The 12,196-nt window shown below is 60.1% G+C and carries 15 protein-coding genes; 3 read left to right on the forward strand and 12 right to left on the reverse strand.

What is annotated here, in order from left to right; genetic code table 11:
* Nucleotides 1-771: 771 nt before the first annotated feature.
* The 6 genes from cobA to PCAR_RS16580 all read right to left on the reverse strand — a co-directional run bounded on the left by cobA (nt 772) and on the right by PCAR_RS16580 (nt 6,758).
* Nucleotides 772-2,313 (reverse strand): uroporphyrinogen-III C-methyltransferase, encoded by a 1,542-nt coding sequence (cobA, locus tag PCAR_RS16555; RefSeq protein WP_011342857.1) that lies wholly within the window; start codon nt 2,311-2,313, stop codon nt 772-774.
* Nucleotides 2,314-2,315: 2 nt separating this feature from the next.
* Nucleotides 2,316-3,263, reverse strand: a complete 948-nt coding sequence (gene hemC, locus PCAR_RS16560; RefSeq protein WP_011342858.1) for a hydroxymethylbilane synthase — start codon at nt 3,261-3,263, stop codon at nt 2,316-2,318.
* The gene (gene hemA / locus PCAR_RS16565) at nt 3,260-4,591 is read right to left on the reverse strand and encodes a glutamyl-tRNA reductase (protein ID WP_011342859.1); all 1,332 of its coding nucleotides are present in this window, start codon (nt 4,589-4,591) and stop codon (nt 3,260-3,262) included. The genes hemC and hemA overlap by 4 nt, the downstream gene beginning before the upstream one ends.
* Before the next feature lie 27 nt (nt 4,592-4,618).
* Entirely contained in the window at nt 4,619-5,455 is an 837-nt protein-coding gene (ccsB, locus tag PCAR_RS16570; RefSeq protein ID WP_011342860.1) for a c-type cytochrome biogenesis protein CcsB, read from the reverse strand.
* Nucleotides 5,452-6,117, reverse strand: a complete 666-nt coding sequence (locus tag PCAR_RS18180; RefSeq protein WP_011342861.1) for a precorrin-2 dehydrogenase/sirohydrochlorin ferrochelatase family protein — start codon at nt 6,115-6,117, stop codon at nt 5,452-5,454. The genes ccsB and PCAR_RS18180 overlap by 4 nt, the downstream gene beginning before the upstream one ends.
* Before the next feature lie 62 nt (nt 6,118-6,179).
* Nucleotides 6,180-6,758 (reverse strand): SIS domain-containing protein, encoded by a 579-nt coding sequence (locus tag PCAR_RS16580; RefSeq protein WP_011342862.1) that lies wholly within the window; start codon nt 6,756-6,758, stop codon nt 6,180-6,182.
* Between the two features lie 189 nt (nt 6,759-6,947).
* Between PCAR_RS16580 and trxA the strand changes: the two genes are divergently transcribed.
* Nucleotides 6,948-7,277: a thioredoxin TrxA gene (gene trxA, locus PCAR_RS16585; protein ID WP_011342863.1), complete on the forward strand. Its 330-nt coding sequence runs from the start codon at nt 6,948-6,950 to the stop codon at nt 7,275-7,277.
* 122 nt (nt 7,278-7,399) lie between these two features.
* Here trxA and yjgA read toward each other — a convergent pair whose 3' ends face one another.
* Genes yjgA through dapF form a run of 6 tightly spaced genes read right to left on the reverse strand, consistent with a single transcriptional unit; the run spans nt 7,400 to nt 11,140 of the window.
* The gene (gene yjgA, locus PCAR_RS16590; protein WP_011342864.1) at nt 7,400-7,903 is read right to left on the reverse strand and encodes a ribosome biogenesis factor YjgA; all 504 of its coding nucleotides are present in this window, start codon (nt 7,901-7,903) and stop codon (nt 7,400-7,402) included.
* Nucleotides 7,903-8,352 (reverse strand): D-aminoacyl-tRNA deacylase, encoded by a 450-nt coding sequence (dtd, locus tag PCAR_RS16595; RefSeq protein WP_011342865.1) that lies wholly within the window; start codon nt 8,350-8,352, stop codon nt 7,903-7,905. Before dtd ends, yjgA begins: the two co-directional genes overlap by 1 nt.
* Nucleotides 8,349-9,197: a deoxyribonuclease IV gene (locus tag PCAR_RS16600; protein ID WP_011342866.1), complete on the reverse strand. Its 849-nt coding sequence runs from the start codon at nt 9,195-9,197 to the stop codon at nt 8,349-8,351. Before PCAR_RS16600 ends, dtd begins: the two co-directional genes overlap by 4 nt.
* Before the next feature lie 2 nt (nt 9,198-9,199).
* Nucleotides 9,200-9,862, reverse strand: coding sequence for a pyrimidine 5'-nucleotidase (locus PCAR_RS16605; protein WP_011342867.1), 663 nt, complete (start codon nt 9,860-9,862; stop codon nt 9,200-9,202).
* A gap of 22 nt (nt 9,863-9,884) precedes the next feature.
* Entirely contained in the window at nt 9,885-10,304 is a 420-nt protein-coding gene (locus PCAR_RS16610; protein ID WP_011342868.1) for an HIT family protein, read from the reverse strand.
* Complete coding sequence (dapF, locus tag PCAR_RS16615) at nt 10,301-11,140, reverse strand: diaminopimelate epimerase (RefSeq protein WP_011342869.1); 840 nt, start codon at nt 11,138-11,140, stop codon at nt 10,301-10,303. Before dapF ends, PCAR_RS16610 begins: the two co-directional genes overlap by 4 nt.
* Nucleotides 11,141-11,293: 153 nt before the next feature.
* On the opposite strand from dapF, the gene PCAR_RS16620 reads away from it, so the two are divergent.
* On the forward strand, nt 11,294-11,512 hold the full coding sequence (locus tag PCAR_RS16620) for a hypothetical protein (protein ID WP_011342870.1): 219 nt from the start codon (nt 11,294-11,296) through the stop codon (nt 11,510-11,512).
* Nucleotides 11,509-12,132, forward strand: a complete 624-nt coding sequence (locus PCAR_RS16625) for a hydroxyacylglutathione hydrolase family protein (RefSeq protein WP_011342871.1) — start codon at nt 11,509-11,511, stop codon at nt 12,130-12,132. The genes PCAR_RS16620 and PCAR_RS16625 overlap by 4 nt, the downstream gene beginning before the upstream one ends.
* Nucleotides 12,133-12,196: the final 64 nt, after the last annotated feature.

Consider the following 12,196-nt stretch of genomic DNA (forward strand, 5'->3'; position numbering starts at 1 on the left):
GCGGCAGCCGACCTTACGTCCATTCTTTGGTTACTTTCTTTAGACGAGTAAAGAAAGTAAGCCGGCTGCCGGCCGGGACCGGCGGGGTTGAAGTTGACGTAAAGGTTTTAACTCTTTGGACTTAGCACCTACTTCAACACCGCGGGGTCGCGCCCCCGCACGGCGCCTTACTCTCTTTTCACACCAAAAGATAGTAAGCAGAGAAAGGTGCCCCGATTCCTGGCCCGCCTACGGCGGGTTCCCTGCGCTACACAACCGTCGGGCGGGCGGACAAGATTCGCTACGCTCAGTCGTCCGCCTGTTTCGCCCGCCGCTCGCTTCGCTCCGGCTGCGTCATGAGGGGATTAACGGCACCGCCGTTATAAAACAAGTTAGTAGCGCCGCCCCTGGCGAATCCAAGTCATGGCGACAACCGGCCGGGACCGGCGGTGTTGAATTTGAAGTAAATGTTTTAGTTCTTTACACCAAACACCAACTTCAACACCGTGGGATCGCGCCCCCACACGGCACATTACTCTTTTAATACGCCTCAAAAGAGTAATCAGAAAAAGGCGCCCCGATTCCTGGCCCGCCTGCGGCGGGTTCCCTGCGCTACGCAACCGTCGGGCGGGCGGACAAGATTCGCTGCGCTCAGTCGTCCGCCTGTTTCGCCCGCCGCTCGCTTCGCTCCGGCTGCGTCATGAGGGGATTAACGGCAAAACCAAGCTTAAAAGCGTTTGGCAATTCCAGCAGAACCGGTGTCTGCAGCAGCTATTCAGTTAAAAAGGCTATCTATGCCTCCAGCTCGCCAAAATACCCCTGCAAAGCCTCAATCAGCATCTCCACCGTCGGCACCGCAGCCTCCACGGCAACCTCCAGACCGTGTCGGCGGACGGTGTCACTGGTCAGAGGGCCGAGGCTGGCGATCGTCACCCCTGCCAGCAGCCGCTGACCGTCATCGCCAAGAGCCTGCAGGCAATGATCCACCGCCGAGGACGAGGCAAAGGTCACGGCATCGACACCCTGCTCGAGGGCTTCACGCAGCTGCTCGGCAGCACCGACGGCGGCACGGGTATGATAGGCCACCGGGGCACAGACCTCGGCACCGGCAGCGGACAGTTCCGTAACCAACAGATCGCGGGCCCGTTGGCTACGGGGGTAGAGAATGCGCTTGCCGGTCACGCCCCTGTCAAGAAGCACCTCCAGCACCCCTTCGGCGCGTTGCTCATCGGGCAGCAGATCGGCGCGCAGGCCATACTGCCGAAGAGCGGCAGCGGTTTTGGGGCCCACCGCGGCGATACAAACATCATGAAGAAGGCGACTGTCGTGCCCCAGGGCAAACAACCGTTCGAAGAAATAGTTTACCGCATTAACGGAGGTCAGCACCAATACATCGGTACCGGGCAGCTGCTGCAAGGCGGCATCCAGCTCCTGCCAGTCGGGAGGCGGCACGATCTCCAGGGTCGGACAGCAGATGGCCTCGGCCCCGGCGGCCTGCAAGCCCTCGGTCAGGACACCGGCCTGGCCGGCGGCCCGGGTCACCAGAATGCGCCGCCCGAACAGCGGCCGGTTGTCGAACCAACGCAACTGCTTGCGCAGTGCCACGATTTCACCGACCACGATGATGGCCGGCGGGCCCAGGCGGGCCTGCTGCACGCGTTCGGTGATATCGGCCAGCGTGCCGACCAAGGTCTGCTGCCGCGGGGTGGTGCCCCAGCGTACCACGGCCACCGGAGTGTCGGGCGCGCGACCGTGTTGCACAAGCTTTTTGGTGATGGTGGCCAGATTGCCCATGCCCATGTAAAACAGCAGGGTACCGACCCCGGTGGCCAGTTTCGACCAGTCGAGACTCGACACCTTCTTTTTCGGATCTTCATGGCCGGTGATCAAACCCAGACTGGTGGTGTAATCACGATGGGTCAAGGGAATCCCGGCATAGATGGCGGCGCCGAAACCGGCGGTGACACCCGGCACGATCTCGAAAGGCAAACCCGCTTCGGCCAGTTCGCAGGCCTCTTCGCCGCCCCGACCGAAAAGACAGGGATCACCCCCCTTGAGACGCACCACCACCTTGCCCAGACGCGCTTTTTCGACCAGCAGCGCGTTGATCTTCTCCTGAGGCAGGTGATGGTGGCCAGCCGTTTTGCCGACATAGATGCGTTCGGCCGTGGCCGGTGCCTCATGCAGCAGCTGCGGATTGGCCAGGTAATCGTAGACCACGACTTCGGCACGGCGCAGGCACTGCAATCCCCGCACGGTCAGCAAGCCGGGATCGCCGGGACCGGCTCCGACCAGATAAACGATGCCTGTGGCGCTGTTTTCGCAACGGTTCATGCTCAGGGCACCAACGGGGTCGGAGTGATATCGAGAGCCGCAAGGATACGATCGGCACCACGTGCCAGCAGCGTCTCCGCCAATTGGCAGCCAACGGCTTCGGCCTGTGCCACCGGGGCCGCAAGGGTTTCCTTGATCAAACTACCCCCATCGACTTCGGCCACCAGACCGACCATAGTCAGGGTCTGCTCGGCAACCGTGGCATGCGCCGCCAACGGCACTTGGCAACCGCCATTCAAACGCCGCAGAAACGCACGTTCGGCGCGCACCGCTACGGCGGTATCGGCATCATGCAAAGGCGCGATCAGCTCCAGGGTGCGGTCATCGCCTTCGCGGCACTCCAGTCCCAACGCCCCCTGACCGATGGCAGGCAGGCTTACATCGACAGACAGATACTCGGCGATACGTTCCGCCAGTTCCAGGCGCTTGAGACCGGCGGCGGCCAGTACGATACCGTCCATGTCCTCTTCTTCCATCTTCCGCAACCGGGTCTCGACGTTGCCGCGCAGCGAAACGATGTCCAGGTCGGGGCGGCGATGCAGCAACTGGGCCTGGCGCCGCAGGGCCGAAGTACCGATGCGCGCACCTTGGGGCAGCTGCGCAAAACTGCGGCCATCCGGTGTGACCAGGGCATCGCGCGGATCCTCGCGTGGCGGAATGCAGGGCAGAATCAGCCCCGGCGGCAACACGGAAGGGACATCCTTCATGGAATGCACCGCCAGATCGATGCTGCCGTCGTACAGAGCCTCCTCGATCTCCTTGACGAAAAGCCCCTTACCACCGACCTTGGCCAACGGCACATCGAGAATTTTGTCGCCTTTGGTGGTGATCGGCACCAGGACGACGGACAAGCCCGGATGCAGGGTTTCCAGTTGCTGCTGCACCCACTCGGCCTGCCAGAGGGCCAGTCGGCTGGCGCGGGTACCGATACGCAATGCGCTAGAACTCATGAAGTTAGATCCTGTTTGGAATCGGCGTCTTTTTCGACGGAATCCCCGCCAGTCTGCTGCGAATCGGGGTTCAGATCGAACAGGCGCCGTACGGCTTCGAGATAGATTTCACCGGTAATGTCGTCACCGGCGCGTTTGAGTACGCTTAAAGGGGAATGCAACACCTTGTTGACAATGGCGCGGGTCAGCGCCTCGACGGCACGGCGATCGCCAGCATCGAGGTGCTGCAGGCTGCCAAGGGTCTTTTCCGTTTCGGTGCGGCGGATATCTTCCACCTGCCGACGCAGAGCAACAATCATGGGAGTGGCTTCGAGGCTGCGCAGCCAGCTGTAAAAACGCACGATTTCCTGCTCGATAATATCCTCGGCCTTTTTGGCCGCCTTGCGCCGCTCGCGCAGATTGGTCTCGATGACGCCGTTGAGATCATCGATATCGTAGAGATAAACGTTATCGATGTGATTGACTTCGGGATCGATGTTGCGCGGCACGGCGATATCGATGAGAAACATGGGGCGGTTTTTGCGCTGGCGGATGATCTGCTCAAGCTGAGCCCGGGTCAGCAACAGCCCCCCGGCGGCTGTGGAAGTCAGGACAATATCCGCCTGGTTGAGATACAGGGGAAATTCCGCAAACGGTATCGCCCGTCCGCCGAACTGTTCGGCCAACGACTGGGCGCGGGCCAGGGTACGGTTGGTGACCAGCACCTCGCCGATGTTCTGCCCGGTCAGGTGCCGGGCCGCCAGTTCGCACATTTTGCCGGCACCGACAATCATGACGCTCTTACCTGCCAGGTCGCCGAAAATCTTGCGCGCCAGTTCCACCGCCGCATAGGACACGGAAACCGCGTGCTGGGCGATGGCGGTTTCATTGCGCACCCGCTTGGCGGCCGCAAAGGCCCGCGGCAACAGCCGGTTTAAAACCGGCCCGGCGGTACAGCTCGATTCGGCCAGGTTGTAGGCTTCCTTGAGCTGACCGAGAATCTGCGGTTCGCCAAGGATCATGGAATCGAGACTCGACGCCACCCGGAACAGGTGGCGAATGGCGTCCCGCCCGCTGTGGATATAGAGGTGCGGTTTGAGTTGCGCCTCATCGAGCCCATGGTGCTCGGCCATGAACCGTTGCAGACAGGCACAACCGCCGGCAGGATCCCCGCTGGCCGCATACACCTCGACCCGGTTGCAGGTCGACAGGATCATACCCTCGCTGATCCCCGGCAGCGCGGTGATGGCACGCAATACGCCGCCCGGATCATCAGAGCTGAAACTGATACGTTCGCGCAGCTCGACCGGAGCGGTTTTATGGCTGAGACCTATGACCAGAAAATTCATGAAAAGCCAGGATTCCTTGTGAAAATGTCAGAGGGTCCCCAGAGAAACGTAGCTGTGCAGTCCCGAAAGCAGCAGATTGACCCCCAGGAAGGTGAACAACAGCAAGGCGAAACCGACGATGGCCAGCACTGCGGCCTTGCGACCACGCCAGCCGATGGCCAGCCGGCCATGCAGCAATGCCGCGTACAGAAACCAGGTGATCAGGGCCCAGGTCTCCTTGGGATCCCAGCTCCAATATGCGCCCCAGGCGCGGTCGGCCCAGATCGCCCCGGTAATGATACCGAGGGTCATCAGGGGAAAACCGATGGTCAGACAGCGATAGTTGAGATTATCCAGAACCTGCAAGGACGGAAGCCTGTAAAACAGGGAAGATACCTTCTTTTTTTTGAGCATCCGCTCCTGCAGCAGGTAGAGACAACCGGCGACCGCCGCCAGAGCGAAAACCGCGTCGCCGAGAAACGCCAGAGCCACGTGCACCGGCAACCACCAGCTCTGCAGGGCAGGGGGTGGCGCGGCCGTTGCGCTGGAAACGGCGCTGCCGAAAATCATCAGCACCAGCGCCAGCGGAGAGACAAAGGCGCCGAGCACCGCCAGACGGTAGCGCAGGTGAAACAACAGGAAGGTGCCTATAATGGCCCAGGCGAAAAACGACAGGGATTCGTGCAGACTCGACAGAGGCGGAAACCCCGTCGCCAGATAGCGGCTGGCCAGGCTCAGGCTGTGCAGAGTAAAGCCGCTCCACAGCAGGATACGACCATGGCGGCCGAGGATCGGTCGACGCCACAGAATATCGGCCAGAGCCAGCCCCGTCGCCAGGGCGTAAACCGCCAGAGTCGTGCGGAACAGCAGGATATCGATGGTCATGAATTCCTTTCCGGCAGGGAGATCCCCAGCGAGGCCAGGCACCAGGATGGTCCGAAAACCTGTTGCAGCAGACGGTCGATCCCTGCCACATCCCGAGCGGCCAGCAGTTCAAGCAACGCACCATCCAGTAAACAACGCAATGTATCGCGGCTGTAATCGAGATCGTCCGCGCCGTCCAGAGCGTGCCGGCGCAGGGCGGCGGCAATCTTCACCACCACGGCCCAGGATTCCGGCAGTAAATCCGCCAGCAGATCGCGCACCTCCGCGGCCAATGCGGGGCTACGTCCGCCGGTGGTGACCGCGACATTCAGATCGCCCCGACGTAACACCGCGGGCAGACCGAAATCCCCTTCCTCGGGCAAGCCCGCCAGACACACGGGAATGCCGAGACGCCGGGCTTCGGCGGCCACGGCACGATCGCTGCGGTTATCGCCGGTGGCGGCAAAGACCAGGCTGGCGCCGTCAAGATCACCGGCCCTGAAGGCGCGGGGGATCGTTTCAACACCTTCCGGACAGTTCTGAGACGACACCGTGGGACTGATCAGGCAGACCCGTGCATCGGCTGCCAGCAGTCCGCGCACCTTGCGCATGCCAACGGGGCCGCTGCCGATCACCACACAGCGCTTGCCGGCCAAGCGCAGCAGAATGGGGTATTCAGGCATAGCTGATTCCTCGCCGGCCTCCGGCTCTTAAATAGAAAAGGTTTAGCTCGGCGCGATGCCCCTCAAAGACCGAACAACTCACCTTCGACCAGTTCGCACAGCAGATGACCGAAAAACAAGCCGGTTTCCGCCGCGCGGCCGATGGAATCGGTAGCCAGGCGGAACAGAAAGTGGGGACCATCGCCTTGAATCTCTTCTTTTTCCGGCAACAGGGCGGCAGTGATACAGCCGCGCTCGCGCGCTTCGGCCAGACCTTCCAGAATCGCCTCGTTTTGCGAAACATCCCCCAAGGCCAGCACCGCATCGCCTTCGCTGGCGACAAGTTGCAGTTGCTGGGCGAAAAAAGCGCCACTACGCCCCTCCTTGGCCAAAGATGCGGCCAATGCAAGGTCCTGACACAGGGACAGCGCCGGCAAAGCCGGCCGCTCGATGTTCAGCCGGTAGCGGAACAGATTGGCCACCAGGTTGGCGATGGAACATAGCGGCCCGCTGCCAACCACCATCAGGCGCCCGCCCCGGTTGAAGATTTCCGCCACCTGGCCGGCAAAAGTCACCAGCTCATTGGCCTGCATGAGAAAGGTTTCTTCCAGAACCGCGGTGTGCTCCCGCAGCGATTTACTGATTTTATCCTGTAGCATCATATCGTGTGCCCTTGCCTGCGAATTTCGAAGAATGATAGGGTGGGCCATGCAGCGTGTCAAGGACAAGCTGTAGACAGCCTGCGAAGAACAAGACTCTTGCTTTTTTCTTAGGCTCTTCTATGATGGGATAGTTCAAGGTACTTTACTTAGGGTGATTCGTTAACTTTTAATTTAAAGGAGAGCATATCGATGGCAAGCGACAAGATTGTACATCTTTCCGATAACAGTTTCGATGCCGATGTCCTGAAATCCTCCGAACCGGTACTGGTTGACTTCTGGGCCTCCTGGTGCGGCCCCTGCAAGGCGATTGCTCCGGCAATCGACGAACTGGCCGAACAGTTCGACGGACAGGTCAAAATCGGCAAGATCAACGTCGATGAAAACCCCGCAACTCCCAGCAATTACGGTGTGCGCGGCATTCCGACGCTGATTCTGTTCAAAGACGGCCAGGTCGTCGACCAGGTCGTCGGCGCTGTGCCCAAAGGGCAGCTCGAAGCCCTGATCAAAAAGGCCCTCTGAGTCCGGGCCGGCCAACCGCCGAATAAAAAGACCGATGTGCTGCATCGGTCTTTTTTTGTTCATAAAGCTTTTGTCGGCACTCCGTCAGCGTTTCCCTGCCCTGAAAGCGCGTTATTGCCCCTTCAAAGTTGTTCCGGATAGGCCGCCTTGAGCAACCGAAACAGTTCCCGGAAGGCGCGCTTATCCTTATGTAGCCGCGCACTTTCCGCCAGCCGCCGAATCTTGCCGAGATCGGCAGCGGGCATTTTCCGGCGAATCTCTTCCAGCGCGGCATCGAAACCCTCCGGATCGCAGAGGCGCTCACGCAACGCCTCCAGTTGATGAAAATCGGCAGCGGCTTGTTGCCGGCCATGCTGGATATCCGCAAGAAACGCTTCCGCAACCTGCACGCTGTCTTCGTCCCGCCGGAACATGCCGGCCAGATGTTTAAGTTGCCGCTTACGGGCGCCAAAGGCTTTGATGCGGCGCGTCTCTTCGATAGCCTGCAGAATTTCGCCGGTAAGGGGCAAACGACGGAAATCCGCGTCCCCCAGTTCGACCAGATGCGCGGCCATGTCTTCCACGGCCTTGGCGGCACGTTTCTTGGCACTGCGGCTGGGCTGCCGTTCCTGTACAATATCGTCCATCAGAATACCTTATGGCTGTCGAGAAGAAAAGTAACCGGGCCATCGTTTACCAGGTGCACCTGCATCATGGCTTGAAAACGTCCGGTGGCCACCGTCAGCCCGCGCTGTCGCAGCTGTTCGATGTAGTCCAGATACAGGCTATTGGCCGTGTCGGCGGCGGCGGCGCGGGAAAATCCGGGGCGGCGCCCCTTGCGGCAATCGGCCGCGAGGGTAAATTGGGAGACCACCAGCAATTGCCCGCCGATATCCTCCACCGAACGGTTCATCTTTCCCTCGGCGTCCTCAAACACCCGCAATTCGGCAGTTTTTTTGGCCAGTTGCGCGGCATCCTGAGGCCCGTCCCCCTGTTCCACGCCGAGCAGCACCATCAGCCCCGGGCCGATCGCACCGACGATCTCCTCGTCGACGCTGACATGGGCCTGCGTTACCCGTTGCAGCACCGCCCTCACGCGCGCTGCTCCGCCAGTTGCCGCAACAGGGCCAACTCTTTCAGATGAAAGCAGTTGTGATCCCCGGGTGCGGTTTCGAGAATCTTGGGAACGCTCTCGAACCGGACATCCTGCATCAAGGCGGCAAAAGCCTCCAAAGCGATGCACCCCTCGCCGATATGGGCATGCCGGTCGACTCGGGAGCCTTGCTCCTTTTTGGAATCGTTAAGGTGAAAAGCGGCGATGCGCCCGGTACCGAAAAGATGCTCGCATTCCTCCATCACTTTTTGATACCCGTTTGCCGAGCTCAGATCGTAACCGGCGGCAAACGCATGGCAGGTGTCGAAACAGACGCCGAAACGCCCTTCGGGAACCCGCTCCATGATGGCGGCCAGGTGCTCCAGGCGATAGCCCAGATAGCTGCCCTGACCGGCGGTATTTTCCAGCAGTACCGTAACCTGCGGCGGCGCCGCCGCGAAGATGCTGCGAAACGCTTCGGCAATGCGCTGCAGACCGATATCTTCGCCGGCATCGAGATGGGCGCCGGGGTGCATGACCAAGCCACCGATCCCCAGGGCGGCACAACGCTCCATTTCATCGACAAATGCGGCCAGGGAGCGATGGCGTTTTTCGCCGTCGGCTGCCGCCAGATTGATAAGATAGCTGTCATGGGCGATGACCGAGGCTACGTTGCAGTTTTCCCGGGCCGCGGCGAAGGCCTTTATCTCCTTGTCGGGCAAGGGCTTGGCCTGCCACCGGTTGGCATTTTTGGTAAAGATCTGCATGGCGGTGGCACCGATCTCCTGTGCCCGCGAAAAAGCGCGACTGACCCCGCCGGCGATGGATACATGGGCTCCAAGCAGCATACTCACTCTCCTCCCACCGTCGCGCAGCCACCGATGGCTGCCCAATTCGCCAGCACCTCGGGCAATTGCACCACTTCGGCCAACTGCCGGTCGACAAAGGGCTCGACGGCTGCGTTGCCTACCAGAATGGTGGTCATCCCCAGCGCCTTGGCCGGCTTGAGATTGGCAACGCTGTCTTCCACCATAACGCACTGGCTGCCGGTCAAGCCAAGATGCTCAAGCACTCTGTGATACGGCTGGACATAGGGTTTTGGCATATAATCGGCCACCCGGATATCGAATACCTGGTCGAACAGATCGGCGATCCCCAGAGCGCCGAGCACCCGGTCGGTATGCGCGCGACTGCTGTTGGTAAAAATCACCTTGGGCTGCGCCAGGGAAACCAGCGCCTGTCGCAGTTCGGGTTCGGCCTGCAAACGGCTGGCGACATCCACGTCGTGCACATAGTGCAGATAGTCCTCGGGGTCGACATGGTGATGGCGCATGAGACCCTGCATGGTGACGCCGTAATCCTGCCAGTACCGGCGGCGTAAAGTATCGACCTCGTCCAGGGGGATACCCACCACCTCGTGCATGTAGCTGTTGATCCGCTTGTCGATGAGCCCGAACAGATTGCAGCGGGGCGGATAGAGGGTATTGTCAAGATCGAACAGGATGCATTCCATAACGCTTCGTGTATCCTCGTGGTTAGTCTATCAGCCCAAGCGCGGCGCGGATGCTGCGAATCGCCTGGACATACCGATCATCGGACAGCAGGCAATCTTCGTGGGGCTCGCTCCAGATGGGGCGCGGCCACAGCGGATCGGTGGTCTGGCGCGGCACCAGGTGCCAGTGCATATGGGGCACCATATTACCGAGCAGCTCGTAATTCATCTTGGCCGGATTATAAACGGATGCCAGGGCTGCCGCCATGCGGCTGACCTCTTCCATGACCGCCTGCCGAACGGCCGGCTGCAGGTGAAACAGCTCGGTCACATGCCGCTTGGTAAACAGCAGGGTATAACCCGGGAAGAACTGATCGCCGTTGAGCATGGCGTAGCAGTGCTCGAACTCGGCGATCCGCAACTGCGGCTGATCCTGCCAGCGTGTACACATGGGACAATTCATTGGGGATCGAAAACCCCCTCGAAAACCTGCACCGCCGGGCCGGTCATATAGACGCTGCCATCTTCGGCCCATTCCATCTCCAGATCGCCGCCCAGCAGATGATTGAGCAAACGGCGCTCGGTACGCTCGTTCAGAACGCAAGCGACGGTGACCGCCGAGGAACCGGTACCGCAGGCCAAGGTCTCGCCGGCGCCGCGTTCCCAGGTGCGTTGCTTGATTTCCGTGGTCGAGACGATTTCGATGAACTCGACGTTGGTGCGATTGGGAAACATGGGATCGTTTTCGATGATCGGGCCGTATTTGGCGACCGGGAATTCATCCACATTATCCACAAAAATGATGCAATGGGGATTGCCCATGGAAACGCAGGTGATATGAAAGGTGCGGTCGAGAACTTTCAGCTCCGCATTGATGACCTGCTCTTCGGGACTGCCGGTCATGGGAATTTCACCACGCGTCAACCGCGGCTTGCCCATATTGACCCGCACCCGCTCGACCTTATCGCGGTCGTTGGTAAACAGCTGCAGGGTAAGAATACCTGCGCCGGTCTCCGCGGTGATTTCTTTCTTTTCCACCAGGCCGTGGTCATAAGCGTATTTGGCAACGCAACGGATACCGTTGCCGCACATCTCCGATTCGCTGCCATCAGAGTTGAACATGCGCATGCGCACATCGGCGACTTCGGAGGGAAGAATCAGAATCAGACCATCCGAACCGATACCGAAGTTGCGATTGCTGACCTTGCGAGCCATTTCTGCGGGGTCATCGATGGTTTGCTCGAAGCAGTTGACGTAAACGTAGTCATTGCCGGCTCCGTGCATTTTTGCAAATTTCATGGCAAAAGCCTTTCTCTCTTATCTATGATCAAATTAACCGGAACCGGAATTATAGAAAAATCCGACTTTTACCACAAGGCCCATCTCGATTGACCAAAGCTGTCGCCTAACGTATGATGATGACACATTTATTCACAAAGGAGAGCCTTTTGCATGGCATATAATTTGAAAACCAAGATCTGGCAGACCGGCGCTCTGGAGTGGTGGGGAATGATTGACGGCGAGGATGTCTATCTTGGCAGCCGGGAATTTCCCCTGCCTCCCGAAGAGGGCGACCGTTGGGTTGCACGTGCCACCGGCGAGGCTTTTTGTATTGTGGATGGCGAAATCAGGCGCTCCTGCGCGGAGACCGACACGGAGTCCTGTCCATGAAAGTGGGAAACCTGGAAATTGTGCAGATTCCGGCCGGGGAGATGAAAAACTTCTCCTACCTGCTGTACTGCCCCGTCAGCCGTCAGGGCCTGGCCGTCGATCCGTCGCTGGAACCCCAGCGACTGCTCGATGCTATCGAAGCACACAACGTCAAACTGACCTGGCTGGTCAACACCCATGGACACCGCGACCACGTGGCCGGCAACGGCCTGATCCTGGAGGCCACCGGCGCTGCGCTGGCAGCGCATCCGCTGGCCTTGCCGAAGCTGGATCGGTCTCTTGCGGATGGGGACGTGCTTACGGTGGGCGATACGGCGGTAGAAATCGTGCACACTCCGGGTCATACGCCGGCGGATATCACCCTGCACCTGCCTGGCGCACTGTTGACCGGGGACACCCTGTTTGTGACCAAGGTCGGCCGGGCCGACATGGCGGGCAGCGATCCGGCGGCCCTGTATGCCAGTTTACGGCGGCTGGCCGCTTTTCCCGGAGAGACCCTGGTCTTTCCGGGACACGACTATGGGCCCCAGCCCCATTCCACCATAGCGTTTGAACGGCAGCACAATCCTTACCTGCGCTGCCCCGACCTGGAGAGTTTTCTGGCTTTACGCATGGGTTAATTCGATTTGACGGGGATTCCCTGTCTTGGATGCGCATGGTATCGGAGGAGGCATGACAGTCCGG

Source organism: Syntrophotalea carbinolica DSM 2380 (assembly GCF_000012885.1).
In the GTDB taxonomy this organism is placed as follows: Bacteria; Desulfobacterota; Desulfuromonadia; order Desulfuromonadales; family Syntrophotaleaceae; genus Syntrophotalea; species Syntrophotalea carbinolica.